Origin of the sequence: Nonomuraea sp. NPDC049695 (assembly GCF_040674955.1) — a bacterium.
In the GTDB taxonomy this organism is placed as follows: Bacteria; Actinomycetota; Actinomycetes; order Streptosporangiales; family Streptosporangiaceae; genus Nonomuraea; species Nonomuraea helvata.
Genome location: NZ_JBFANV010000077.1, coordinates 25,584 through 49,566 on the forward strand (window position 1 = coordinate 25,584; position 23,983 = coordinate 49,566).

Genomic DNA, 23,983 nt, shown 5'->3' on the forward strand with positions numbered 1-23,983 from the left:
CCCATCGGGCGGCCTGTCCCGTTCCCCTTCCCCAGCCTCCGCCGTACATTCGGCTGATGGACCCGGTTGAGCTCTTTCATCAGGTGGCGCAGACCGTTCCCGCCTACCAGGCCTTTCTGGCGGAGCACCGCATCGCTCCGCAGGACGTCACGACGCTTCAGGACTTCGTACGGGTGCCGATGACGTCCAAGGAGAACTACACCCGCCGCCACCCCCTGCCCGACCTGTGCAGGAACGGCGTGATCGGGGACATCATCGCCGTGTCCTCCGGCTCCACCGGCGTCCCGTCCTTCTGGCCGCGTTCGGCGGACGACGAGCGGGTGATCGCGGCCCGGTTCGAGGAGGTCTTCAGGGACTCCTTCGACGCCCGCGAGCGCCGCACCCTCGCCGTCGTCTGCTTCGCCCTCGGGACCTGGGTCGGCGGCCTGTTCACCGTCAACTGCTGCCGCCACCTGGCCGAACGCGGCTACCCGATCACCGTGGTCGCCCCGGGCACCGACCGGAGGGAGATCCTGCGGGTCATCCCCGAGCTGGCGCCCCACTTCGACCAGGTCGTGCTCCTGGGCTATCCCCCGTTCCTGAAGAACGTCATCGACACCGAGGACCTCCCGTGGGCGGACTGGAACATCAGGCTCGTCACGGCCGGAGAGGTGTTCAGCGAGGAGTGGCGCAGCCTGGTCGCGCAGCGGGCCGGGATCGCGGACCCGGTCAAGGGCATCGCCTCCCTGTACGGCACCGCCGACGCGGGCGTCCTGGGCAACGAGACGCCGCTGTCGGTCGAGCTCCGGCGCTTCCTGTCCGCCCGCCCGGACATCGCCAGGGAGCTGTTCGGTGAATCCAGGTTGCCGACGCTTGTGCAGTACGACCCGGATGTCCGGTTCTTCGAGGAGCATCAGGGCACGCTGCTCTTCTCCGGCGATAACGGCATCCCACTCATCCGCTACCACATCGCCGACGAGGGCGGTGTGGTGCCGTACGACGACCTGCTCGGCTTCGCCCGCCGGCACGGCTTCGAGCCCGAGGCCAAGGGGCCGGAGCGGCCGTTCGTGTACGTCTTCGGCCGCGCCCACTTCACGGTGTCCTACTACGGCGCGAACGTCTACCCGGAGAACATCGCCATCGGTTTGGAGCAGCCCGAGGTCAGCGGGTCGGTGACGGGGAAGTTCGTCATGGAGGTGGTGGAGGACGCTCAGCGCGACCGGCATCTGACGATCACGGTGGAGCTCGCACCCGGCGAGAAGCCGTCCGACGGGACGGCCCAGGCCGTGGGCGAGTCGATCCTGGCCCAGTTGCTGCGGCTGAACAGCGAGTTCGCCAACTACGTGCCCGCCTCGCAGCAGATGCCGTTCATCCGCCTGCGGGAAACCGGGGATCCCGAGTATTTCCCACCCGGCGCCAAGCACCGCTACACCCGCTAGGCGCTCTTGACTTGGTGTTTACTGGGTACGAAAGCGGAAAGGCAGATTTTCATGACATAGTGTCGTCATCATCTTGACGCAGGATGCCGACGTTTGTGACACTTCGTCATAAAACGTACATGCGAGTTGAGGTAGTCCGTGACCACGTCGTTCTCCGAAATCCTGAGGAACGCCACCTGGGCCGACCACGAGTCCGCCGAGTCCGAGAGCTATCTCGCCGAGCTCATGGACGGCCGGTTGAGCGAGCACGAGTACGGCGAGATGGTGGCCCAGCACTACTTCGCGTACGTCGCCCTCGACGGGGTGTCGCGGCAGCTCGCCGGCCATCCGGTGGCCGGCCGGTTCGTCTTCCCCGAGCTGTATCGGGAGCGGGCGCTCGAGCGGGACCTGGCGACGATCTACGGGCCGGGCTGGCAGCACCGGATCGCGCCGTCCAAGGCCACGCGCACGCTGGTCGCGCGGATCCAGCAGGTGGCCGACTGGCCGGGCGGTTACATCGCGCACCACTACACGCGCTATCTGGGCGACCTGTCGGGCGGGCAGTTCATCCGGCTGGAGCTGCAGAAGATCTACGGCTACGGCAAGGGCGGAGGCGTCGACTTCTACATCTTCGACGAGCTCGGCAGCCTGCCGCGGTTCAAGAGCGAATACCGCACGCGCCTCGATGGGCTGGAGCTCGACGAGCGCGAGCGGCAGCGCGTCATCCGCGAGGTCCGCCTGGCCTACCAGCTCAACACCGAGGTCCTCACCGAGCTGCACCACACCCGCCAGGCCGCCTGATCGATCCGGGCGGGAGCCCGGAACGGCCGGTATCGGATGGAAGCGGCCGGAAGAGACCTACCATGGGCCTATGCCCCGGATCTCGGCCGCCACCATCGGCGAGCATCGCGCGCAGACGCGCGACCGCATCCTGCAGGCCGTCTCCCGCCTGTCCAGGATGCACGGTATCGACGCCATCTCGATGACGGACGTGGCCGGCGAGGCAGGCATCACCCGGACCGTCCTGTACAACTACTTCCCGGACAAGGCGGCCCTGCTGCTGGCGTTCACCGAGCGGGTGACCCAGTACTTCATCGACAGCTACGAACGCGAGCTGCCGGAGAGCGCCTCCCCCGCCGACCGGTTGCGGGCGTTCGTACGGTTGCAGCTGGCGGGCCTGCTCGCCCATCCGCACCCCGGGGCCGCCGATCTCGGCGCCGCTCTCGGCCCGGACGCCTTCCAGCAGCTGGCCGAGCACGTCGCGCCCATGCACCGCGTCCTCGTGGACATCCTGGACAGCGGTGTCGAGTCCGGCGACTTCCGTGTGATCGAGGTGGGGGCCACGGCCCGGATGATCCTCGCCGTCATCGGCGCCGAGCGGGTTCCGCTGATCAGCGGGGACGTGACGGTCGACCGGGCCGCGGAGCTGGTGTCCGAGTTCGTGCTGCGGGCCCTGCGCACGGAAGGCGCCGTATGACCGGCCAGGAAACGGTGATGCCCGGGGACGGCCACATCGAGCTCAAATCCGCCCGCGGCCGCTGGATCCTCGCCGCCACGGTGCTCGGTTCCGGGCTGGCCCTGCTCGACAGCACCGTGGTCAACGTCGCGCTCCCGTTCCTCGGCAAAGAGCTCGACGCGGGCATGGACGGCCTGCAGTGGACGATCAACGCGTACACCCTCACCCTCGCCGGCCTGATCCTGCTGGGCGGATCCCTGGGTGACCGCTACGGGCGGCGGAAGATCTTCGTCATCGGCACCGTGTGGTTCGCCGTCGCGTCCGCCCTGTGCGGCCTGTCACCGAACATCGAGTTCCTCATCGGGGCCAGGGCCTTGCAGGGCATCGGCGGGGCGCTGCTCACGCCCGGCTCCCTGGCGATCATCCAGGCGTCGTTCGTACGACACGACCGTCCCCGGGCCGTCGGGATCTGGTCGGGCCTCGGCGGGGTGGCCGCCGCGATCGGGCCGCTGCTGGGCGGCTGGCTGGTGCAGACGGCCGGGTGGCGCTGGGCGTTCCTGATCAACCTGCCGTTCGCGCTGCTCATCGTGCTCGTCACCGTGCGGCACGTGCCCGAGAGCAAGGACGAGGAGGCGGTGGGGCGGTTCGACGTGCTCGGGTCGGTGCTGGCGGCGCTGGCGCTGGCCGGGATCACGTACGGGCTGATCCAGAAGGGCGCGCCCGTGCCGCTGATCGCCGGAGTGGTGCTGGGCGCGGCGTTCGTGGTGATCGAGATCCGCAGGTCGCCGGACGCGCTGGTGCCGGTGGGGATCTTCCGCAACCACGTGTTCACGGCCGTGAACGTGGTGACGCTGATCATGTACGCGGCCATGGGCGTGGTGTTCTTCCTGCTCGTGGTGCAGCTCCAGGTGGTGTCCGGCTTCGGGCCCATCGCGGCGGGGCTGGCCATGCTGCCGACGACGATCCTGATGCTGTTGCTGTCGGGCCGGGCCGGCGAGGTGGCCAAGCGGCGCGGGCCGCGCTTGCCGATGACGACCGGGATCCTGCTCGCGGGCTGCGGGTTCATCGCGATGAGCAGGATCGGGCCGGGCGCCTCGTACCTGCTGGACGTCCTGCCCGCGGTGACCGTTTTCGGGATGGGGCTGTCGGCGGCGGTCGCCCCGCTCACCTCGACCGTCCTCGCCACGGCCGAAGAGCGGTACGCGGGCACGGCCAGCGGCGTCAACAACGCCGTGGCCCGCACCGGCAGCCTGCTCGCCGTCGCCGCGGTGCCGCCGCTGGTCGGGCTGGTGGGCGACGCGTTCAGGAATCCGCCGGTGTTCGACGCCGGGTTCCGGATGGCGATGCTGATCAGTGCGGGGATGATGGTGGTGTCGGCGCTGATCACGTTCCTCACCATCAGGACGAACGTGCTCGCGGCCGAAGATTAGGGGACCTGTCCGGCAGGCGCGGCGTGGCACGAGCGGCGTGGCCTGGCGGGGACTGCGGCAGGGGCGGTGGGGCTAGAAGGTGAAGGCCTGGGTGCGGACGCTGTTGTCGAAGTTCGACAGGAGCAGTTCGGGCTCGCCGACCGCGCGGATGCCGGGCAGCCTGGTCAGCAGCTCGCGGAACATCGTACGCAGCTCCTGCCTGGCCAGGTTGGCGCCGAGGCAGAAGTGCGGGCCGGGGCCGCCGAAGCCGACGTGGGGCTTGGTGTCGCGGGTGATGTCGAACGTGTCGGCGTCCGGGAAGACCGACTCGTCCCGGTTGGCCGAACCATAGAAGAGGACGACCTTGTCCCCCTTCTTCAGCTCCAGCCCGCGCAGCGAGCAGTCCTCGGTGACCGTGCGCCTGAACTGCATGATCGGTGACACGTACCGGACCATCTCCTCGATCGCGCCGTTGACGTGCGCGTCGAAGTCGCTCATCAGCAGCTCGCGCTGCGCCGGGTTGTCGGTGAGGAGCTTGATGCCGTGGGCCATCGTGTTGCGGGCCGTCTCGTTGCCCGCGACCAGCAGCAGGGCGAAGAACGAGCCGAGCTCCTTGTCGGTCAGCCGCTCCCCGTCGACGTTGGCGTTGACCAGCAGGGACACCAGGTCACCCTTGGGGCTGGCGACGCGCTCGTGGCCGAGCTTGATGACCATGCGCTGCAGGGCGAGCAGGGCCAGCATGTTCTGGCCGGCCAGCTGGACGCTGCGCGCCAGGCTGGGGCGCACGCCGGTGTACGCGGTGGAGATGTCGGCGTGCTGGTGGACCTTCTCCCGCAGCTCCTGCGGGACGTCCAGCATGTCGCAGATGACGTGGATGGGCAGCCGGGCCGCCACCTGGCCCACGAAGTCGCGCGGGCCCTGCTCGACGACGTCGTCCACGATGCGGGCGCAGGCGGCCTCGATGTCGCTCTGCAGGCCGGCCAGCATCTTCGGGCTGAAGGAGCGGGTGACGATCCTGCGCAGGCGGGCGTGGCGCGGGTCGTCCATGTTGACCATCGACTCCCCGAACACCTGCTTCACCCAGCCGGGCGGCTCCGGGTTGGTCACGGCCGGCTCGCTGGAGAAGATCTTGGCGCTGCGGCTGGCCTCGACCACGTCCGCGTGCCGTACGAGGGCGTAGAAGCCCTTGCCTGACCGGAGGAAGGGGACCTTCTTCTCCGGGAAGAACACCGGATGCTCCAACTGGCGGAGCCGGGCGAACGCCTCATTCCGCTCTTTGAGCGGCCTCCGCCAGAAATCCAGGTCCGCGAGGTCGATGTCCACGCGACCATCGTGGCACGTTCCCATGCCCCTGGGCATGGGCAACCGATGTGCATCCGCATCTCCAGGGCCGTTCTCGCGCCGTTCAGGCACGGTTCGACCTGTGTGGACATTACTTCCGGTATGAAGCTGCTGCTCGCCGCGTGTCTGGTTCTTCCGCTCACTTCCGGTACGGCTCCCACCGCGGCTCGCTCGTGCGGTGGGCACCCCCTCGACTTCGACGGCGACGGACGGCCCGACCTCGCCGTGGCCGCCCCCTACGACGACTCCCGGGCCGGGTCGGTGACCGTGATGTACGGGTCCGGGAAGAAGGCGAAGCTCACCCAGGCCGGGGCGGAGCCGGGCGACTCGTTCGGGTCGGCTCTGGCCGTAGGGGACTTCAACGGGGACAAATGCGCCGACCTGGCCGTGGGCGTGTCGGAGGAGTTCACGGGCGCCCGCGTGCCCGGCGGGGACGGGAACGGGGTCGTCCAGATCTTCAACGGGTCGGCCGAGGGCCTGGTCCCGGGCAAAGAGCTGGCGCTGGCCAGGCCGTCCAGCGACCGGTTCGGCGCGTCGCTGGCCGCCGGGGACCTCGACGGGGACGGCCGGGACGAGCTGGTCGTGGGCGCGCCGAGCCACCGGTCGGGCGGGGCGGTGACCGTCTACTGGATGAAAGGGCGCAAGCCGTACCAGATCACGCAGAAGACATCGTGGGTGCGGCAGGCGGCGAACGTGACCGACCAGTGGGGGGCGGCGCTGGCGACCGGCGACTTCGACGGCGACGGCAAGGACGAGCTGGTCGTCGGCGCGCCCGCCGACAGCGTCACGCTGGACGGGCAGGGCTCGGTGACCGTGATCGACGTACGGGCGAAGCGGGCCCGGCAGCTCACCCAGAGCAGCCCCGGCATCAAGGGGGCCTCCGAGAAGTGGGACGCGTTCGGCGCCGCGCTGGCCACGGGCGACTTCAACGGCGACGGACGCGCCGACCTGGCCGTCGGGGTCCCCGGCGAGGGCCTCAGCGCGAACCAGCGGGCCATGGACTACGGCGACGGCACCGTGGACGTCCTGTACGGGTCGCGCGGCGGCCTGACCACCCACAAGAGCGAGGCGTGGTCGCAGAACACGCTGGAAGGCGTGCCCCGGTACTACGACCGGTTCGGGGCGTCCTTGGCGGCCGGGGACTTCAACGGGGACGGCAACGACGAGCTGGCGATCGGCGTGCCCGGCGAGAAGGCGGTCCAGGTGCTGGCCGGGCGCGCGTCCGGCGGGCTGACCCGCGCGGGGAACCTGCTGGTCAAGGGGAAGGGCCGCGACTTCGGCGCCGCACTGACCGCGCTGCCCCTCAGCGAGCGCTACCACCCGCTGGACCGGCGGCGGCCGCTCTACGGGCTGGTGGTGGCGGCCCCCGACCAGGGGCTCGTCATGTACGCGCCCGGCTCGCGGAAGCGGGGGCTGAAGCTGGGCAAGGTGCGCCGGCTCAGCCAGGGCAGCGGCCTGTACGGTTACACCTTCGGCTGAGGTCCTCAGACGGGATCAGGGCGGGACGCGGCGCCGTTGACGGGCAGGATCACCCTGAACAGCGCTCCCTTGCCCGGCGCGCCCTCCGCCATCACGATGCCGCCGTGCGCCTCCACCAGCGTGGCCGCGATCGACAGCCCCAGCCCCGACCCGCCGGCGCTCCGGGCCGGGTCGGCGCGGTAGAACCGCTCGAACACCCGCTCGGCCACCTCCGCCGGGAACCCGGGCCCTTCGTCAGCCACCTCCACCACGGCCTGGTCGCCGTCCAGCCCGACCCGCACCTGGAAGGGCGTGCCGGGCGGCGTGTGGGTGAGCGCGTTGGTGACGAGGTTGTTGAGTACCTGCCCGAGCCGCGACTCGTCGCCCGTCACGATCACGTCCCCCTCGCCACCGAAGAGCCGCACCAGCTCGATCTTCCGGTCCGGCGCCAGCGTCTGGGCGTCGATCACCACGGTGGCCGCGAGACTGAGCAGGTCCACGGGCCGCATCGCCAGCTCCCGCCGCTGGTCGAGCCGGGCCAGCAGCAGCATGTCCTCCACGAGCAGCCCCATGCGCGCCGCCTGCCCCTCGATGCGGCTCAGCAGCCGTACGGCCTCGGCCAGGTCTTTCTCCTTCCCCAGCCGGTACAGCTCCGCGAACCCCCTGATCGAGGTCAGCGGCGTGCGCAGCTCGTGCGAGGCGTCGGCCATGAACCGGCGCATCAGCTCCTCCGACCGCCTGGCCGCCGTGGCGGACCGGCGGGCGGACTCGGCCGCCGCCTCCCGCTCGCCCACCGCCACCTCGATCTGGGCGAGCATGCTGTTGAGCGAACGGCCGAGCTTGCCGACCTCGGTGGTGCCCGCCCAGAGGGGCACGCGGCGCGACAGGTCGCCGCCCGCGATGTCCTTGGCCGTACGCGCGATCTCGCGGAGCGGGCGCAGGCTGCGGCGTACCAGCCAGTAGCAGGCGAACCCGAGCACCACCAGCGTGCCGCCGCCGGCGACCGCGACGATCAGGACGAGCTGGGAGACCGTGGCGTCCACCTCGCTCAGGTTGACGGCGATCACCCGGCTCTGGCCGTCGCGGCCCGGCACGGCGACCACGCGCCAGCTCGGGCCCCCGGTCCCGAGCGACTCGACGGTGAAAGGGCGGCCGTTGAGGGCGACGACCTTGAGGAGGTCGAGCTTGGGCAGGGCGGGCGTGTGCTCCTCTGTCGACTCGCTGAGCGTCCTGATCGGGGTGCCGGAGGGGTCCAGGAGCACCGCGTAGAACAGGCCGAAGAAGCGCTGCGGGCGCCCGCCGGGGCGGGGCTGCTCGGCCATCGGGGGCGGGTCGCGGAGCGGGCGGGTGGCCGAGATCAGCTGCTGGTCCACGCGCTCGACGAGGTAGCCGCGCAGCAGCCGCACGGCGAACCCGCCGGTGAGGGTGATGGCGAGGGTGACCAGCAGGAGCGTGGCGGAGACGAGGCGGAGCCAGAGCGGGGCCCTGGCGAGGTATTTCCGCAGCCGGGCGACCCTGGTCAAGAGCGTGCTCATCTACGGGCTCAGATACGGGGCGGGCGCAGGATGTAGCCGACTCCGCGCAGCGTGTGCAGGTACTTGCGCTCCCCGGTGTCCACCTTGCGCCGCAGGTAGGAGACGTACGACTCGACCAGGCCGACGTCGGTGCGCCAGTCGCCGTTCCACACGTGGTCGAGGATCTGCGTCTTCGACAGCACCCGGCCCACGTTGAGCATGAAGTACCGCAGCAGCCTGAACTCCGTCGGCGACAGCTTGATCGGAATGCCGTCGCGCCACACCTCGTGGCTCTCCTCGTCGAGCTCCAGATCGGCCACCCGCATCCGGTTGGGCGGCGGCGCGCCGCGGCGGGTCCTGCGCAGCACCGCCCGGATCCTGGCGATGACCTCCTCCAGGCTGAACGGCTTGGTCACGTAGTCCTCGCCCAGCCCCAGCCCCGCGATCCGGTCCTCCGGCGTGTCCTTGGCGGTCACGAAGAGCACGGGGACCCGGCGGCCGCGGGACCGCAGCCTGCCCGCGACCGCCAGGCCGTCCAGGTCGGGCAGCATGACGTCGAGCATCACCAGGTCAGGCGAGCTCTCCTCAGCGACCCGAAGCGCCTCCATGCCGTCGGCCGCGGTCAGCACCTCGAACCCCGCCATGCGCAGGCTGGCCGAGAACAGCTCCCTGATGTTGGGCTCGTCGTCCACCACCAGCAGCCTGGCCTCGGGCTCGCTCATCGAGGGCCTCCTCCCTGGGCACCCTGGGTGATCGAGGTGGCCGCCACCGAGCCGTCACCGCCCTGCCGGCCGCGTACCACGACCGAGGTGCCGGTCTGCAGGTCGGACACCTTGCCCGGCTTGGAGATCTGGACGGTGGTCTGGTCGTTCACGGTGACCGTGACGGTGGAGCCGTCCATGGTCTTGACATAGATCTTGCCGCCCTCGACCTTCTGGACGGTGCCCACCGTACCTCCCCCGCCGCCCATCCGCTGGCCGCCGCCGTAGCCCGGGGGCTGCCCGAACCCGTTGCGCTGCTGGCCGAAGCCTCCTGGCGGCTGAGCGTACCCTTGCTGCGCGCCGTACCCGCCTGCGCCGGGGCGCTGCCCGCCGGCGACGGACGCGGAGGAGGAGCCGAACAGGCTCTGCGCCTGGATGCCGATGAGGATGCCCGCCACGAGCACCACGCCGGCGGCCAGCGCCAGCGTGAGCTTCGACGGGCCCCTGCTGGGCTGGACGGCAAGCTCCTCTCCCAGGTCGTCGGGGAAGGGTGAGGAGTCGAGCTGGGCCATGTCATTCTCCTTACTCGTGGCGCAGGGCCTGGATCGGCCGCAGCTTGGCCGCCCTGTTGGCGGGGTAACTCCCGAAGAACAGCCCGATCCCCACCGACACGCCCAGCGCCAGCGCCACCGATGACGGCACGAGGACGGGTTCGATGCCGGCGACGGTGAACCTGGTCCCGATGAACGCCACCAGTACCCCGGACAGCCCGCCGACCAGGCTCAGCAGCGTGGCCTCCAGCAGGAACTGGCCCAGGATCGCGCTCCTGGGCGCGCCGATCGCCTTGCGGATGCCGATCTCGCGCGTGCGCTCCGTGACGGTCACCAGCATGATGTTGGTGATGCCGATGCCGCCCACCAGCAGCGAGATCGCCGCCACGGCGCCCAGCAGGACGGTGAAGGTGCCGGTCGCCGCGCTGACGGTCTCCTGCAGCGTGGCCTGGTTGAGTATGCGGTAGTCGGCGTTGTCGTTCTTGATGCCGTGCCGCTGGTTGAGGATGGCCGTGACCTCGGACTGCGCCGCCGTCGTGGTGTCCGCGCCGGTCGCCTGGACGACGACCGAGCTGAGCGAGCCGAACCCGCTCAGGCTCTGCTGTACGGCGGGCAGCGGCGCGATGGCCACGTCGTCGGCGTCCTGCATGCCGGTGGACCCGGCCTCCTTCAGCACGCCGACGACCGTGAACGGCACGCCGGACACGCTGATCTGCTTGCCGATCGGATCGACGGTCCCGAACAGCTCCTCCACGACGGTCTGGCCGAGCACCACGACCTTCCTGGCGGCCAGCACGTCGTCGTTGAAGAAGTAGGTGCCCTTGGCGACGGGCTTGTTCACGGCCTCGAAGTAGCTGGGGTAGGTGCCGACGAACTGCGAGATCGCGTGGCTGGCGGCCCCGTACGCGGCGGTCGAGGATGCGGCGGTCACGACGGGCGAGACGCTCCTGACCGAGGGCGCCAGGGTCTTGTCCGTCAGCGCCTTGGCGTCGGCCAGGCTGAGCTGCCTGGCCTGGGTACGCGGGCCGGTGTTCCCGCCGCCGCCCTGGCCCCGCATGCCGCCACCGCCGCCTCCCGAGAACTGCGGGGAGATCGTCAGGGTGTTGGCGCCGAGGCGCTGGATGTTGCGCTGGATGCTCTGCGAGGAACCCTCGCCGACGGCGACCAGCATGATGACCGCGGCGACGCCGATGAGGATGCCGAGCGTGGTCAGCGAGCTGCGCATCTTGTTGGCCAGCAGGCCGCGCAGCGCGAAGCGGAGGATCTCGAGCTGGTTCACCTGGCCGCTGCCTTCTCTGTCATACGCGGCGGCGGGCCGTCCACCGGCGCCTGGCGGCGGTCCTCCACGATCTCGCCGTCCACCAGCCTGATCACCCGCTTGGCGTGCGCGGCCACGTCGTTCTCGTGGGTGATGAGCACGATCGTGCGGCCGGACGCGCTGAGCCGGTCCAGGATCTCCAGGACGTCGCCCGTGGAGGCGGTGTCGAGGTTGCCGGTCGGCTCGTCGGCCAGCAGCAGCGCGGGCGCCGTGACCAGCGCCCTGGCCACGGCCACGCGCTGCTGCTGACCGCCGGAGAGCTGGTTCGGCTCGTGGTGCACGCGGTCGGTCAGCCCGACCTGCTCCAGCGCGGCCAGCGCCCGCGCGCGCCGCTCGGCCTGGCCGATGCCGCCGTAGACCAGCGGCAGCTCGACGTTGGCCAGCGCGCTCATGCGCGGGATCAGGTTGAACGACTGGAACACGAACCCGACCCTGCGGTTGCGCAGGATCGCGAGCTGGCGCTCGTCCAGCCGTCCCACGTCGGAGCCGTCGATCTCGTACGTGCCGGAGGTCGGGATGTCGAGGCAGCCCAGGATGTTCATGAGTGTGGACTTGCCGGAGCCGGAGGCGCCCATGATGGCGACGTAGTCACCGCGCTCGACGTCCAGGTTGACGCCGCGCAGGGCGCGTACCCTCGCGTCGCCCTCGCCGTACTCCTTGATCAGGTCCCGCACGCGCAGGACGGGCGGGGCCTCACGGGTCGAGGGGGCGGCGGTCGAGGGGGCGGCGGTCGAGGGGGCGGCGGTCGAGGGGGTGCCGGTCGAGGGGGTGTCGGCTGAGGGGGCGCTCATCGCCCGCCTCCCGGCACGCCGCCGGGGCCGCCACCCGGGAATCCGCCGCCGCCGCCGAAGCGCAGGTTGCCGCCTGTGGTGCCGGTCGTGGTCACCGGGGGCACGACCTGGTCGCCCTCGGACACACCCGACTTGATCTCGGTCAGGCTCGTGCCCTGCACGCCGACCTCGACCGGGGTCCTGGTCTGGCGTCCGTTCTGGAGCAGGGTGACCGTGGTCTGGCCGCCGCTGGTGGAGACGGCGGTGGAGGGGACGGTGACGACGTTGTCGGCCTGGCCGACCACCACCTCGACGGTGGCCGTCTGGCCCAGCCGCACCTGGCTCGGGACCTTCGCGAACGTGACCGTGACCGGGTACTGCACGACGTTGTTGCTGGTGGAGGCGACCGGATCGATCTGGGTGACCTTGCCCGTCGCGGTCACCCCCGGCAGGGCGTCGAAGGTGACCGTGGCCTGCTGGCCCTGCTTGAGCTTGCCGGTGTCGGACTCCGTGAAGGAGCCCACGAGCTGCAGCTTGCCGATGTCGGCGATCTGGATGAAGCCGCTGGAGCCCGTACCGGACGACGAGCTTGCGCCCTGTCCTTGTCCCGTGCCCGAGGTGGAGCCGGAGCCCGAGCTCGAACCGGAGCTGCCGCCGCCGACCGAGCCGTTCACCGCCGTGATCGTGCCCTTGAACGGGGCCTTCAGCACCGTGGCCGCCACCGTGCGCTGGGCCTCCCGGTAGGCGTTGCGGGCCTTGATGTAGGAGGCGTAGAGCTGGGCCGTCGAGGTCCCGTCGTCCACGGCGCTGTCGTACGTGGCCTTGGCCGCCGACAGGCTCTCCTGGGCGGCGTCGTCGTCGAGCCTGGCCAGGATGTCGCCCTTGCTCACCTTGTCGCCGGCCTTGACGTAGATCTTCTCGACCGTGCCCGTCGTGCCGAAGGAGAGCGCTCTGGACTTGGAGCTCGTCACCGCGCCCGACGCGGACACCGCGGCCACCACCGAGCCGCGGGTCGCGGTCACGGTCCTGACGGTCGTCTCACCGGCCGCCCGATCCGTGCCGAGCTGGGAGTAGGCGAGCACAGCACCGCCCAGCAGGAGCACCGCCAGTGCTCCGTTGGTCATCAGCGCTCTGCGCCTTGTGGACACCTTCACAGGCGGTGACCCTTGCACATGATGCTGCGCCGGAGCCGCGAGCAAGCTGAACGTTCGCTGACAACCTCGCAGCCGCGACGGGCACTCAGGTAACTCTTAGGCTGCTCGCAGCCGGGCGCGAACCTCCTCCGCCAGGATGGGCCGCCATGAGACCGACTATCGCGCTGGGCGGGCTCGCCCTTGCCGTGCTCGTGGCCGGGAGCGGCCTGGCGCTGGCGCTGCGCGACGACGCCCCGCCCACTGTCCAGGTACGGCTCGCCGCCGCGCAGCGCGGCCAGGTCACGGCCACGGTCAGCGCGGCGGGCAGCACCGTGGACGGCTCGCGGAGAGACCTGGCGTTCGGCTCCTCCGGGACGCTGACCAAGGTGTACGTCAAGGTCGGGACCAAGGCGAAGAAGGGCCAGGTGCTGGCCAGGATCGACAGCCGGGGGGCTCAGGAGGCGTACACGGCGGCCAAGGCCGACCTGGCGGCGGCCGAGGAGGCCCTGGACGAGGCCCAGGAGAAGGCCGCGTCCCCGGCCGCCTCGACACCCGCGGCCTGCGCGCCCTCCGGGACCGGCGCCACACCGGCCGCCGCCTCTACCGGAGGCTCGGCGCCGACCGGCGGGGCGGGCGCCGCGCTCGGGCCGACGGCGCCGTCCGCACTGAACGTGGACCCGGCGCCGACCTCCACCCCGCACCCCACCACGACGCCGCACCCCACCACCACGCCGACCACCGGGCCCACCGATCCGGGCCCCGAGCCGCAGCCCACGGTCACGGTCACCGTGACGGCCACCGTCACCAAGACCGTCACCGCCGCCCCCACCGGCGGCTCACCCGGCGGCGGCTCACCCGGCGGCGAGATCCCTGGCGGCGGGGCGACCAGCCAGCCGGGGGGTCCTCCCTCCTCGACCGGCACACCCTCCGGCAAGCCGTCCACCGGCGCGAAGCCGTCGCCGAACGGCAAGCCCACGGGCAGCGGCAGGCCGTCGGCCCAGCCAAGCGGCCGATCAAGCGGCAGGCCGAGCGGCAGAACCACCGCCAGGCCGAGCGGTGGGCCGACCAACGGCTCCCGGCCGTCCTCCCAGGGCTCCTGCAGCCGTAACACGGGCTCCACGGGGCAGGGCGGCGGGATCAGCGAGGAGCAGGCCGCCGCGAACGTGGACCGCGCGGAGGCCGCGCTCGAGCAGGCGGCCGACGCCGTACGGGCCACCCGCATCGTGGCCCCCGCGGCGGGCACGGTCCTGTCGGTGGCGGGCGCGCCCGGCGACACGGCGGGCACCGGCACCTTCATCAGCCTGGGGAACCTCAACGAGCTGCAGGTCCAGGCCATGGTCACCGAGTCCGACGTGAACCGGCTCAAGCTCGGTCAGAAGGCCCAGATCACTCTGGCCACCCGGAACGGCGAGCGCTACCAGGGAACGGTGACGGCCATCGCGCCGACCGCGACGGTGGACGGCCAGCTCGTCCGCTACTCGGTCACCCTCGCCTTCGACGAGCCGCCCACGGGTCTCATGCTCGGGCAGACCGCCTCGGTGACGGTCACCACGGGCTCGGCCAAGGACGCGATCTACGTGCCCGCCGCCGCGGTCCGCACCCGGTCGGACGGCACGCAGGTGGTCACGGTCCGCTCGGACGGCCGCGACTCGGCCAAGGCGGTGCGCACGGGGGTGCGCGGCGACCAGTACGTGCAGGTCACCTCGGGTCTGCAGGAGAGCGAGGAGGTGGTCATGTCGGGCACCACCTCCGGCGAGTTCCCGGACGCGAGCTGGCCCGGCGCCTGAGCCCAGGACCGGCCCGGCACGCCTCCTGCCGGGCCTCGGGCCCCGGGCGTGCGTGCGGCACGCCCGGGCCCACCCGCCCCCGGCGAGCGCCTCCGACGGGCGTGGCAGGCGAGCGTGGCAGGCGAGCGCGGCAGGCGGGCGCGGCAGGCGGGCGCGGCAGGCGAGCGCGGCAGGCGGGCGCAACACGCGGGCGTGGCGGTTGAGCGAATCCTCAGCCCGTTCCCAGCGAACGTTCAGGCAACGCGCACCGGCGGAACCGTTCAGCCGGCGCGCGGAGCGCCCGCCTGGGCGGCGGCTGCGGCGCCGGTCGTCGCGGGCAGGGTGAGGCGGTGGGAGGTCTTGGCGCGGGCGCCGCGACGGGAGATGTAGTCCAAGGTCCGGAAGTCGACCGAGAGCTCGTCACGGGTCAGCTTCGCCATGAGGTATCCACGCCGCTGGTCGATGAACGAGATGTGCGGGTTCTCCTGGAGCGCCTCCGCGATCCACGTACGGTCCCGGTACCCGTCACCGTCGCTCGCGATCGACGAGGCCACCAGCTCCTTGGCCACCACCGGCGAGTCCGGGTCGTCGAAGTCGGTCTTGAGCTCCGCCAGGTGGTGCATGTGCGCGTCCCCGGTCAGCACCACCGGGTTCGACGTCCCGGCCAGCGATCCCAGCAGGCGCGTGCGCTCGGCCGCGTACCCGTCCCACGAGTCCAGGTTCACCTCGCGGCCCGGCCCGACCTTGTAGTCGCGCTGCGCCATCAGGATCTGCTGCCCGAGCAGGTTCCAGCGGGTCGTCGAGCCGCGCAGCCCGCTCTCCAGCCAGCGCCACTGGTCGGCCCCGAGCAGCGTCCGCCCGGACGCCAGCCGGTCGTCGCAGCCGGCCCGTACCCCGTCCAGGCAGGCCTGGTCGTCGCGGAACTGGCGGGTGTCCAGCAGGTGGAAGCGGGCCAGGGTACCCCAGGAGATGCGCCGGTTCACCCTGAGCACCGCCCCCTGGAGACTGGCGCGGCGCAGCGGCATGTTCTCGTAGTACGCCCTGAACGCCTGCGCCCTGCGCCTGGTGAAGCCGGGCGCGCCCGTGCTGGAGACCGAGCCGGCCCAGTTGTTCTCGATCTCGTGGTCGTCGAACGACATCAGCCAGGGCCCCACGAGGTGCGCGGCCTGCAGGTCGTGGTCGCTCTTGTACTGGGCGTGCCGCAGCCGGTAGTCGGCGAGCGTCTCGCACTTGCCGGGCGTGTGGGTGCGTACGCGACCGGCCAGCGCCGTGTAGCCGCTGGGGCCGTACTCGTACATGTAGTCGCCGAGGAAGACGACCAGGTCCGGCTCCTGCTCGGCCAGGCGGCGATAGGCGGTGTAGTAGCCGTGCTCGTAGTGCGCGCACGCCGCGACCGCGAACGTGAGCGGAGTCTCCCCGGTGGGCGTCGTCCTGGTACGGCCCGCCGGCGAGAGGCGGCCCTCGCTCCTGAACCGGTAGAAGTACTCGCGCCCGGGTTCCAGCCCGTCCAGCTCGACGTGGACGCTGTGGGCGTCGCGCGCCCTCGCCGTGGCCGTGCCCGACCTGACGATCGTGGAGAAGCGCTCGTCGGCCGAGACCTGCCAGTCCACGTCGACGTCGCGGGCCGGCATGCCGCCGCGGCCGTCGCCGCCCAGCGGGTCGACGGCCAGCCTGGTCCACAGGACGAAGCCGTCGGCCGAGGGGTCGCCGGAGGCCACGCCCAGCGTGAAGGGGTCGGATCTGAGGGTCCTGGCCGCCGCCGGGGTGGCGGTCTGAGGAAGGAGGAGTCCGGCTGTCGCCGCTGTCAGGAAGGCTCTGCGGTCCACGTTCACAGGTATGTCCGCCCGCGCTGACCCGGCCGTGACCGCCGAGTCAAGCGCGGGTGAACAGCATCAGTCGTCCTGGCCCCGGCTTGTCACAGCGCTACTTCACAGGGCCGCTGAGAGCGCGCCGCGGAGCGCGGCCGCGTCCGTGAAGTGCACGCCCGTCAGGCCCGCGCGCTCGGCGCCCTCGACGTTCTCCTCGCGGTCGTCGATGAAGACGATCTTCGACGGGTCGGCGTCCAGCGCGCGGACGAGCTCGTCGTAGATCTCCCGGTCGGGCTTGACCAGGCCCATCCTGCCGCTGTAGAAGCGCTGACCGATCTCCGCGATCCAGGGCAGCTGGTCCAGGCCGTCGCCGACGCAGACGGGCGCGTTGGACAGCAGCGCCACGTTCCGTCCCGCCGCGATCAGCTCGCCGAGCAGGGCGACCGTGCCCTCGTTCGGGTACGCCCAGCTCGCGACGTCCATGGCGACCAGGCGCGCGACCTCGGTCTGGGTCACGGGCCGGCCCAGCACCGCCGACCAGTAGGCCGGCGGGCTCAGGCTCGCCCGGTCGAACTCGAGCCGGTGCTCCCAGTAGCCCCGCTTGAAGTCCTCGGGGTCCGCGTCCACCGCGCGCGCCATGGCCTCGGCGTCGGACTCGGGCTGGGGAAGGGACAGGACACCGCCGTAGTCGAAGACAATCCACGTCATGCCAGGAATGGTCGCAGATGCGGGTCCAGCGCCGGGCAGCCGAGATACTTTTCGGCGGTGTGGAAGTCGATCCAGTCCAGGTTGACCAGCTCCTCGGCGTCCACGCCGGTGAAGCTGACGGCCAGGTTGGGCGGGATGGCGGCGATGTCGTCCTTGTCGGCGATATTCACCCAGCGCCTGACGCCTCCGGGGCGCTCGCCGCGGCCGTTGATGGGGGCGGGCAGGAGCTGCTCGAAGATGACGTTGCGCATGCCGAGCGGGCTGCCGAGGGTGATGAGGAGGTCGATCTGGAGGTCGGGGTTCGCCCAGAGGGCCTCGTACGTGACGACGCTGCCGAGCGAGTGGGCGATCACCACCTCGGGCCGGTTCTTCCTGATCACGTCGGCGACGACCTGCCGGCACCTCTCGCGCTTGTCCGCATCGGTGAGGTAGGCCGCCACCTCCGGCGCGAACAACTTGGCGAACGCCGCCGACCTGCCGTCCAGCCTGTCCAGCAGCCAGCCGGTGAACGACTTGAGCGCCCCCGTGACGTGCTCGCCCACGCCCCGGTTCCGCGCCCAGGCGACGAGCACCTGCTGCGCCGGCCGCTCCATGGCCGCGGACCTCGGCGCCCGCCCGCCGCGCCGCCCGTCGTGCAGGTGGTGCGCGAAATAGGCGATCTCACTGAAGTACGCCCGCGTCTCGCCCCCGAGCGCCACGTGCAGGTAGCGGTCCCACTTGATCCGCATCGCCTCGGCCGCCCCGGCCGCGGACCGCCCGGCCTCGAGGTAGTAGTTGTACTTGCCGATCCCGTGCACGCCGACGATCCCGGCCACAGCGCCTCCCCACCCCGTGATCTTCTCGCCGTGATGGTGGCACACGTCCCTTGCAATCCGCCATCGGCCCGCATCCCCCCAAAACTTTAGGCTTGCCTAAAGATTTAGGTAGAGCTAAAGTGGGAACACCAGTAGGTGAGCCTGTCGCTGAGCGTCGAGAGCGAGACCCAGATGGCCTTCCGCCGGAGCACCCGCGACGAGGTGGGCGGTCTCGCCCAGAACGTCGTGGACGAGATCACCTGGTACATGCGGGAGCACAAGATCTCCCGCGCCGACCTGGCCGCGTCGATGGGCGTCTCCGCGGGCCGGGTGAGCCAGATCCTGTCCGGCGACGAGAACCTGACGCTCCGCACGCTCGAAACCGTCGTGGGCGCGCTCGGCGCCCGCCTGGAGTTCACGCTGGGCGACGCCGAGGGCTCGGAGATCCTGCTCCACGACCCCGCCGGCTGACGCCGCGCCCCGCCTCATCTCGTGGCCTCATCTCGTACGCACCCCGGCGTCGCGCCGGTCCATGGTGTGCGGCACGAACGCCGGCAGCGACCGGTAGCCGGCACGGTAGGCCGCCGCCAGCAGCCGCAGCACCTCGGCCTCCGCGTCGTGCCTGAGCACGCCGTGCAGCCGCGTCAGGTCGTTCAGATACCGCTCGTACCTGGCCAGCCGCGTGTGGCGCGACCCGTTCAGGGCCGTGACGACCTTCGAGCGCGAAGCCCCGTCCTCCACCAGCGCCGCCACGTCCAGCCGCCGCTCGATCGCGTCCAGCCTGGCGTGTATCCGCTCCCGCCTGCGCTCCTCCGGTGAGAGCCGCTCGGCGATCCGCGCGTGGTAGCGGTTGGCGGCCAGGCTGAGCTCGTAGACGTTCCAGGAGTCGTCCACCCGTTTCTCGCACCAGATCCGCTGGTCCTCGGCCATCGCCTGGTCGAGCCGGGCCAGCAGCGACACCAGCCAGAACGTCGCCGCCTCCCGCGCCAGCGAGCGCCGCTCGTCCTCCTGGCCCCGCATCTGGCTCAGCCAGAGCCCGCTCGGCGCGACGGCGCCCAGCACCGTGGCGAGGTTCTCGCTCAGGACCATCCCGCTCACCAGCGCGACCCCGGCCGACAGGCCGCCCGTCAGCGTGGTGATGGCGATCGCCAGCCACCGCCCCGCCGGCCCGAACGGACGCCCCTTGCCCTGACATCGCAGGAGCAGAAATCCGACAGCGGAAACAATGGCCAATGCCACGGTCAGGCCGACCTGCGCGGCCGAGGGTGGCTGCATGGAATTTCGCCTCTCCTGCGGGACGTTCCCTCCATATTCGCAGTGACGGCAGTGATTGAAAATGCCGTTGCGGGTGGCATATGTCCCTCATATACGGTTACACCCGTTTGCAGAAGGAGAACAGGAGCCAGCCATGCCCGGCCCGCTGGTCGTCAACGACTCGGTCGTCATTCCCGACGCCGAGCTCGTCTGGCGTTTCTCACGTTCGTCGGGCCCCGGGGGCCAGGGCGTCAACACCACGGACAGCCGCGTGGAGCTCACCTTCGACGTGGCCGCGACCACCGCGCTGCCGCCCGCGCTGAAGGCCAGGGCGCTCGAGCGGCTGGGCGCCTCCACGATCACGATCGCCGCCTCCGAATACCGCTCCCAGCTGCGCAACAGGGAGGCCGCGGCGCACCGGCTGGCGCAGCGCCTGCGCGAGGCCATCGCCCCGCCGCCGAGGCGCCGCCGCCCGACCAAGCCCAGCCGCGGCGCCGTCGAGCGCCGCATCGCCGCCAAGAAGCAGCGCTCCGACCTGAAGCGCCTGCGCCGCGAGCCCTGAGGAGCGGACCTAGGCGATCAGGCGGGGCAGGGCGGTGACGTTCTCGGACAGGTAGCCCGCCACCGCCTCGGGGATCAGATGGCGTGAGGTGATCTCCGACCGGTCCAGCCGTACGCGCTCCACCTCGTACAGGCCCCTCGACGGATCCTCGAACTCGGGCCCGTGCCGCAGCGCCGGATCCATCGACACCAGGCGGCAGCCGTAAACGTGCTGCGTCTTCACCTCGCCCTGCCACGGGTACGAGACCGTGACCAGAGGCGTCACCGACGACACCGTGGCGCCCAGTTCCTCGAGCATCTCCCTGTGCAGGGTGTGCTCCAGCGTGTCGTCTTCGGGCTCCACGTGTCCACCGGGGATGCTCCAGTAGATGTCACGTCCAGGCACCGTACGCCGGAAGAGCACCAGCCGTTCGTTGTGGTCGAGCAGGACACCGCGGACACTGGGTCGCATACGGACACCCTATTTGACCGGTATGTCCTTCCGGTAGCCTAACCTACGGTACCGTAACCTGAAGGAGAAGATCTTTTATGGCGATGACTCAGACGGAGCTGCTGCACGAGCTTGAGCCCGTCGTGGCCGTGGAGCTCGACCGCCACGAGAAGATGGCCAAGGAGTGGTTCCCGCACGAGTACATCCCGTGGAGCGAGGGCCGCGACTTCGACGGCATCTACGGGGGCGAGGCGTGGCAGGAAGGCGACTCGAAGATCCCCGAGGCGGCTCGGGTCTCACTCATCGTCAACCTCCTCACCGAGGACAACCTGCCCAGCTACCACCACGAGATCGCCAGCACGTTCGGCCGCGACGGCGCCTGGGGCACCTGGGTGCACCGGTGGACGGCCGAGGAGGACCGTCACGGCACCGCCCTCCGCGACTATCTCACGGTCACCCGCGCCGTCGACCCCGTGGCGCTCGAGCGTGCGCGCATGCACCACATGGCCAACGGCTTCACCTCCGATTACGGCACCATGCTCGAGCAGCTCGCGTACGTCTCCTTCCAGGAGCTGGCCACCCGCATCGCGCACCGCAACACCGGCAGGGCCTCCGGCGACGAGGGCTGTGAGCGGCTGCTCGCCAGGATCGCCGCCGACGAGAACCTGCACATGCTCTTCTACCGCAACCTGCTCAAGGCGGCCTTCGAGCTCGACCCCAGCCAGACCATGCGCGCGGTGACGGACGTCGTCACGACGTTCCAGATGCCGGGCACGGGCATCGACGGATTCGCCCGCAAGGCCATGATCATCGCGAACGAGGGCATCTACGACCTCCGGCTCCACCTGGACGACGTGCTGATGCCGGTGCTCAAGCAGTGGGCCGTGTTCGACAAGACGGGGCTGGACGCAGGCGGCGAGCAGGCCCGCGAGGAGCTGTCCGCGTTCCTGGCCAAGACCGAGGCCACGGCCGCCCGGTTCGTCGAGCGCCGCGAGGAGCGCCGGGCACGCGCCGCGGCCGCACGCTGACCGTCGCGAAGGGCCGCCTCTCCCCCGGCGGCCCTGGGCTCCACCACCCTCCTCAGACGATCACCACGCGTACCCGAACGGCTCCCGCGGCCGGTACGGCGCCTCCAGCGCGGCGCTCTCGCCGGGGGTGAGCCGGAGCTCGGCGGCGGCCAGCGCGTCGTCGAGGTGGTGCGACTTGGTGGCGCCGACCAGGGGCACGCTCCCCTTGCCGAGCAGCCAGGCCAGCGCCACCTGGGCGGGCGGCACGCCGCGCCCCTCGGCCACCGCGCGCAGCGCCTCCACGACCGCCTCGCTCTCCGGCGCCCGCGCCTCGTGCTCGGCCCGCACCGTGCCGCCGCCCGTCCGCCCGGCGAGCAGTCCGCGCGCCAGCGGACTGTAGGCCAGCACGCCGAGACCAGCGTCGGCGCAGTACGGGATGACCTCGCGCTCCTCCTCCCGGTAGGCCAGGTTGTAACGCGTCTGCATGGACACGAACAGGGCCCCGCCCGCCCGCCGCGCGGCGTGCTGCATCTTGGCCAGCTGCCAGCCGTACATGAGCGAGGCCCCGAGATGACGCACCTTGCCGGCCCGCACGGCGTCGTCCAGCGCCGTCATCGTCTCCTCGACGGGGGTCTCCGCGTCCCAGCGGTGCACCTGGTAGAGATCGATGTAGTCGGTGCCGAGCCGCCGCAGCGAGGCGTCCACCGACGCGAGCACGTGCTTGCGTGACAGCCCGCGATCATTCGGCCCCGGCCCCATGGGGAAGCAGACCTTCGTGGCCAGCACGTACTCCTCGCGCCTGGCGAACAGCTTCCGCAGCAGCCTCCCGGTGATCTCCTCGCTCACCCCGGACGAGTACATGTCCGCGGTGTCGAAGAGCGTCACCCCGCCCTCGACGGCCCGCCGCACGATCGGCTCCGCCCTGTCCTCGGGCAGGAACCACGGCGCTTGCGCCGGATCCCCATAGGACATCATGCCCAGCCCGATCGCCGACACCTTCAGCCCTGACGAACCCACCCGTATGTGATCCATCGGCTCATCATGCGGCATAGCGTGTGCGCCTCTTGACCGGGAGCTGGTCTTGGACATCCCAGGCATCGGGCAGGTTTCCCGAAAACCGGAACCCCTTGGGAGCAGAGGGTGAAAATCATCGGGATTGCCGCCGGCCTCCACGCGGGGTCTTTCATCAACAGGCTGCTGGAAGCAGCGGGCGGCGAGCTGCCCAAGGGCGTCGGTTTCTCGGTGTGGTCCGGGCTGGGCGAGATCCCGCCGTACGCGCGCGGTCCCGTGCCGGCTTCCGCACGGGAGCTCATCCGGCTGGTGGCCGCGTCCGACGCGGTGCTGCTGACGGCTCCCGAGCACAGCCTGCTGCCGGTGGAGCTGACGTACGCGCTGGAGTGGATGTCGGCGCGGGACGGGCTGTCGGGCAAGCACGTGGCGGTGATCAGCGCGAGCGCCCGAGCGTGCGGCGCCATGTGGGCGCAGGCCGAGCTGTACAAGCGCCTGCAGGCGGCGGGCGCCGTGGTGATGGGGGAGGAGCTGGTGATCTCTCCCGCCTGCCGCCACTTCGACGAGGACGGCCACCTCGCGGATCCCGCCCTGCGCGCGCAGGTGCGCGCGGTGATCGGCCGGCTCTGTCCGGCCGAGGTCATGGAGCCCGCGCTGCTCCTCTGACCCGATCACGCACGGTCTCGCCCGGCGACGGCGTACCGCCTGCCCCCACGGTCTCGTTACGCTCGAAGATCCCTAGGCAGGGAGGTGGACCGTCGTGCTGATCCGGTTACTCGGCCCGGTGGAGGTCGAGCGTTCTGGGCAGGTCCGGGGCGTGCGGCCGCCGCAGGTCGCGCTCGCGCTGGCCGCGCTCGCGTGGGAGGTCGGCCGGGTCGTCTCCGTCGATTCGCTCCTCGCCCGGGTCTGGGGTGATCGGGTGCCGGCCGGCGCGCGGCACACCCTCCACACGATCATCACGCGGATCCGCCGCGACGTGCTCGCCGACGACGGCGCCGTCGTCCGCCGGGTCGGGGGCTATCTGCTCGACGTGGACGAATTCGCCGTGGACGTGTCCAGGTTCCGCGGCCTCGCTGATCTGGCGGCGGCCGGGCCGGACCCGGGGCCGCCGCTGGGCGAGGCACTGGCGCTGTGGCGCGGAGATCCGCTGACCGGGCTTCCCGGCGAATGGGCGGAACGGGCCCGCCACCGGCTGCGCGACGAACGCAGGGAGATTCTCCTGCGCTGGGCGCGGCTCGTGACCGGCCACGACCCCGTGGCCGCGGAGACGGCGCTGTCGCCGCTGGCCGAGGAGTACCCGCTCGACGAAGCGGTGGCGGCCGCGCTGATCGAGGCGCTGCACGCCGGGGGGCGGACCGCCGAGGCACTGGCGCACTTCGCCCAGGTACGCCGCACGCTCGCCGAGGAACTGGGCGTCGAGCCGGGTACGGCGCTGCGCCACCTCCATCGCAGGCTGCTGCGGTGCGACGACACCACAGGGCCCGCACGAGGGCCCGCCCGCCTGGCCAGGTTCGCACATTGTGGCCATGATCTGACCACAACCCGGCCTAGCTTCACCGCATGGCACGCGATCACATCCGCATCGCCGGAGCACGAGAG

At 71.2% G+C, this 23,983-nt stretch carries 23 protein-coding genes and 1 pseudogene; 11 read left to right on the forward strand and 13 right to left on the reverse strand.

All coding sequences use genetic code 11. The annotated features are described in order from the left end of the window. The first annotated feature begins 56 nt into the window (after positions 1-56). The 4 genes from AB0J64_RS43115 (at position 57) to AB0J64_RS43130 (ending at position 4,283) form a co-directional block, all read left to right on the forward strand. Positions 57-1,418 (forward strand): phenylacetate--CoA ligase family protein, encoded by a 1,362-nt coding sequence (locus AB0J64_RS43115; RefSeq protein ID WP_364041241.1) that lies wholly within the window; start codon positions 57-59, stop codon positions 1,416-1,418. 138 nt (positions 1,419-1,556) lie between these two features. Beyond that, entirely contained in the window at positions 1,557-2,198 is a 642-nt protein-coding gene (locus AB0J64_RS43120) for a biliverdin-producing heme oxygenase (RefSeq protein ID WP_364041243.1), read from the forward strand. Positions 2,199-2,268: 70 nt separating this feature from the next. Then, on the forward strand, positions 2,269-2,874 hold the full coding sequence (locus AB0J64_RS43125; protein WP_364041245.1) for a TetR/AcrR family transcriptional regulator: 606 nt from the start codon (positions 2,269-2,271) through the stop codon (positions 2,872-2,874). Beyond that, complete coding sequence (locus AB0J64_RS43130; RefSeq protein ID WP_364041247.1) at positions 2,871-4,283, forward strand: MFS transporter; 1,413 nt, start codon at positions 2,871-2,873, stop codon at positions 4,281-4,283. The genes AB0J64_RS43125 and AB0J64_RS43130 overlap by 4 nt, the downstream gene beginning before the upstream one ends. A 72-nt stretch (positions 4,284-4,355) precedes the next feature. On the opposite strand, the gene AB0J64_RS43135 is transcribed toward AB0J64_RS43130, so the two are convergent. Then, positions 4,356-5,585: a cytochrome P450 gene (locus AB0J64_RS43135; RefSeq protein WP_364041249.1), complete on the reverse strand. Its 1,230-nt coding sequence runs from the start codon at positions 5,583-5,585 to the stop codon at positions 4,356-4,358. 120 nt (positions 5,586-5,705) lie between these two features. On the opposite strand from AB0J64_RS43135, the gene AB0J64_RS43140 reads away from it, so the two are divergent. After that, positions 5,706-7,082 carry an FG-GAP and VCBS repeat-containing protein gene (locus AB0J64_RS43140; RefSeq protein WP_364041251.1) on the forward strand — a complete coding sequence of 459 codons (1,377 nt, stop codon included), beginning with the start codon at positions 5,706-5,708 and terminating at the stop codon, positions 7,080-7,082. Positions 7,083-7,087: 5 nt separating this feature from the next. On the opposite strand, the gene AB0J64_RS43145 is transcribed toward AB0J64_RS43140, so the two are convergent. From AB0J64_RS43145 to AB0J64_RS43170, 6 genes are read right to left on the reverse strand one after another with little or no spacing between them, the layout of a single operon-like run. Next, complete coding sequence (locus AB0J64_RS43145) at positions 7,088-8,596, reverse strand: HAMP domain-containing sensor histidine kinase (RefSeq protein WP_364041253.1); 1,509 nt, start codon at positions 8,594-8,596, stop codon at positions 7,088-7,090. Between the two features lie 8 nt (positions 8,597-8,604). After that, positions 8,605-9,297 (reverse strand): response regulator transcription factor, encoded by a 693-nt coding sequence (locus AB0J64_RS43150; RefSeq protein ID WP_344984812.1) that lies wholly within the window; start codon positions 9,295-9,297, stop codon positions 8,605-8,607. After that, positions 9,294-9,848 carry a hypothetical protein gene (locus AB0J64_RS43155; RefSeq protein ID WP_364041255.1) on the reverse strand — a complete coding sequence of 185 codons (555 nt, stop codon included), beginning with the start codon at positions 9,846-9,848 and terminating at the stop codon, positions 9,294-9,296. Before AB0J64_RS43155 ends, AB0J64_RS43150 begins: the two co-directional genes overlap by 4 nt. Positions 9,849-9,858: 10 nt before the next feature. Next, complete coding sequence (locus tag AB0J64_RS43160; protein ID WP_364041257.1) at positions 9,859-11,106, reverse strand: ABC transporter permease; 1,248 nt, start codon at positions 11,104-11,106, stop codon at positions 9,859-9,861. Then, entirely contained in the window at positions 11,103-11,936 is an 834-nt protein-coding gene (locus AB0J64_RS43165) for an ABC transporter ATP-binding protein (protein WP_364041259.1), read from the reverse strand. The genes AB0J64_RS43160 and AB0J64_RS43165 overlap by 4 nt, the downstream gene beginning before the upstream one ends. After that, complete coding sequence (locus AB0J64_RS43170) at positions 11,933-13,039, reverse strand: efflux RND transporter periplasmic adaptor subunit (RefSeq protein ID WP_364041261.1); 1,107 nt, start codon at positions 13,037-13,039, stop codon at positions 11,933-11,935. The genes AB0J64_RS43165 and AB0J64_RS43170 overlap by 4 nt, the downstream gene beginning before the upstream one ends. A 176-nt stretch (positions 13,040-13,215) precedes the next feature. Between AB0J64_RS43170 and AB0J64_RS43175 the strand changes: the two genes are divergently transcribed. Further along, the gene (locus AB0J64_RS43175; protein WP_364041263.1) at positions 13,216-14,835 is read left to right on the forward strand and encodes an efflux RND transporter periplasmic adaptor subunit; all 1,620 of its coding nucleotides are present in this window, start codon (positions 13,216-13,218) and stop codon (positions 14,833-14,835) included. 260 nt (positions 14,836-15,095) lie between these two features. On the opposite strand, the gene AB0J64_RS43180 is transcribed toward AB0J64_RS43175, so the two are convergent. The 3 genes from AB0J64_RS43180 to AB0J64_RS43190 all read right to left on the reverse strand — a co-directional run bounded on the left by AB0J64_RS43180 (position 15,096) and on the right by AB0J64_RS43190 (position 18,145). Next, positions 15,096-16,640 carry an alkaline phosphatase D family protein gene (locus tag AB0J64_RS43180; protein ID WP_364041265.1) on the reverse strand — a complete coding sequence of 515 codons (1,545 nt, stop codon included), beginning with the start codon at positions 16,638-16,640 and terminating at the stop codon, positions 15,096-15,098. Between the two features lie 102 nt (positions 16,641-16,742). Then, on the reverse strand, positions 16,743-17,330 hold the full coding sequence (locus tag AB0J64_RS43185; RefSeq protein WP_364041267.1) for an HAD family phosphatase: 588 nt from the start codon (positions 17,328-17,330) through the stop codon (positions 16,743-16,745). After that, entirely contained in the window at positions 17,327-18,145 is an 819-nt protein-coding gene (locus AB0J64_RS43190; RefSeq protein WP_364041269.1) for a hypothetical protein, read from the reverse strand. Before AB0J64_RS43190 ends, AB0J64_RS43185 begins: the two co-directional genes overlap by 4 nt. A 135-nt stretch (positions 18,146-18,280) precedes the next feature. Here AB0J64_RS43190 and AB0J64_RS43195 point away from each other — a divergent pair, with 135 nt between their 5' ends. After that, the gene (locus tag AB0J64_RS43195; RefSeq protein WP_364041271.1) at positions 18,281-18,595 is read left to right on the forward strand and encodes a helix-turn-helix transcriptional regulator; all 315 of its coding nucleotides are present in this window, start codon (positions 18,281-18,283) and stop codon (positions 18,593-18,595) included. Between the two features lie 27 nt (positions 18,596-18,622). On the opposite strand, the gene AB0J64_RS43200 is transcribed toward AB0J64_RS43195, so the two are convergent. Beyond that, complete coding sequence (locus AB0J64_RS43200; RefSeq protein ID WP_364041273.1) at positions 18,623-19,399, reverse strand: hypothetical protein; 777 nt, start codon at positions 19,397-19,399, stop codon at positions 18,623-18,625. A gap of 154 nt (positions 19,400-19,553) precedes the next feature. On the opposite strand from AB0J64_RS43200, the pseudogene arfB reads away from it, so the two are divergent. Continuing rightward, positions 19,554-19,940 (forward strand): annotated as a pseudogene (arfB, locus tag AB0J64_RS43205) (alternative ribosome rescue aminoacyl-tRNA hydrolase ArfB); the annotation flags it as partial. A gap of 9 nt (positions 19,941-19,949) precedes the next feature. On the opposite strand, the gene AB0J64_RS43210 reads toward arfB, so the two are convergent. After that, positions 19,950-20,390, reverse strand: a complete 441-nt coding sequence (locus AB0J64_RS43210) for an NUDIX hydrolase (RefSeq protein ID WP_364041275.1) — start codon at positions 20,388-20,390, stop codon at positions 19,950-19,952. 77 nt (positions 20,391-20,467) lie between these two features. Between AB0J64_RS43210 and AB0J64_RS43215 the strand changes: the two genes are divergently transcribed. Next, positions 20,468-21,397, forward strand: coding sequence for an acyl-ACP desaturase (locus tag AB0J64_RS43215; protein ID WP_364041277.1), 930 nt, complete (start codon positions 20,468-20,470; stop codon positions 21,395-21,397). 60 nt (positions 21,398-21,457) lie between these two features. Here the strand turns inward: AB0J64_RS43215 and AB0J64_RS43220 are convergent, their stop codons facing one another. Next, complete coding sequence (locus tag AB0J64_RS43220; RefSeq protein ID WP_364041279.1) at positions 21,458-22,408, reverse strand: aldo/keto reductase; 951 nt, start codon at positions 22,406-22,408, stop codon at positions 21,458-21,460. A gap of 108 nt (positions 22,409-22,516) precedes the next feature. On the opposite strand from AB0J64_RS43220, the gene AB0J64_RS43225 reads away from it, so the two are divergent. Together AB0J64_RS43225 and AB0J64_RS43230 are read left to right on the forward strand one after the other, a co-directional pair. Further along, on the forward strand, positions 22,517-23,050 hold the full coding sequence (locus AB0J64_RS43225; protein ID WP_364041281.1) for an NAD(P)H-dependent oxidoreductase: 534 nt from the start codon (positions 22,517-22,519) through the stop codon (positions 23,048-23,050). Positions 23,051-23,144: 94 nt separating this feature from the next. Beyond that, positions 23,145-23,983, forward strand: an 839-nt coding sequence (locus AB0J64_RS43230; protein ID WP_364041283.1) for a BTAD domain-containing putative transcriptional regulator, incomplete at its 3' end; no start/stop codon positions are given.

Coding starts and splice junctions, on each gene's coding strand:
- AB0J64_RS43150 (WP_344984812.1), bottom strand. CDS start 9,297: ATGAGCGAGCCCGAGGCCAGGCTGCTGGTGGTGGACGACGAGCCCAAC.
- AB0J64_RS43145 (WP_364041253.1), bottom strand. CDS start 8,596: ATGAGCACGCTCTTGACCAGGGTCGCCCGGCTGCGGAAATACCTCGCC.
- AB0J64_RS43125 (WP_364041245.1), top strand. CDS start 2,269: ATGCCCCGGATCTCGGCCGCCACCATCGGCGAGCATCGCGCGCAGACG.
- AB0J64_RS43185 (WP_364041267.1), bottom strand. CDS start 17,330: ATGACGTGGATTGTCTTCGACTACGGCGGTGTCCTGTCCCTTCCCCAG.
- AB0J64_RS43155 (WP_364041255.1), bottom strand. CDS start 9,848: ATGGCCCAGCTCGACTCCTCACCCTTCCCCGACGACCTGGGAGAGGAG.
- AB0J64_RS43200 (WP_364041273.1), bottom strand. CDS start 19,399: ATGCAGCCACCCTCGGCCGCGCAGGTCGGCCTGACCGTGGCATTGGCC.
- AB0J64_RS43170 (WP_364041261.1), bottom strand. CDS start 13,039: ATGACCAACGGAGCACTGGCGGTGCTCCTGCTGGGCGGTGCTGTGCTC.
- AB0J64_RS43140 (WP_364041251.1), top strand. CDS start 5,706: ATGAAGCTGCTGCTCGCCGCGTGTCTGGTTCTTCCGCTCACTTCCGGT.
- AB0J64_RS43175 (WP_364041263.1), top strand. CDS start 13,216: ATGAGACCGACTATCGCGCTGGGCGGGCTCGCCCTTGCCGTGCTCGTG.
- AB0J64_RS43115 (WP_364041241.1), top strand. CDS start 57: ATGGACCCGGTTGAGCTCTTTCATCAGGTGGCGCAGACCGTTCCCGCC.
- AB0J64_RS43220 (WP_364041279.1), bottom strand. CDS start 22,408: ATGGATCACATACGGGTGGGTTCGTCAGGGCTGAAGGTGTCGGCGATC.
- AB0J64_RS43210 (WP_364041275.1), bottom strand. CDS start 20,390: ATGCGACCCAGTGTCCGCGGTGTCCTGCTCGACCACAACGAACGGCTG.
- AB0J64_RS43165 (WP_364041259.1), bottom strand. CDS start 11,936: ATGAGCGCCCCCTCAGCCGACACCCCCTCGACCGGCACCCCCTCGACC.
- AB0J64_RS43215 (WP_364041277.1), top strand. CDS start 20,468: ATGGCGATGACTCAGACGGAGCTGCTGCACGAGCTTGAGCCCGTCGTG.
- AB0J64_RS43130 (WP_364041247.1), top strand. CDS start 2,871: ATGACCGGCCAGGAAACGGTGATGCCCGGGGACGGCCACATCGAGCTC.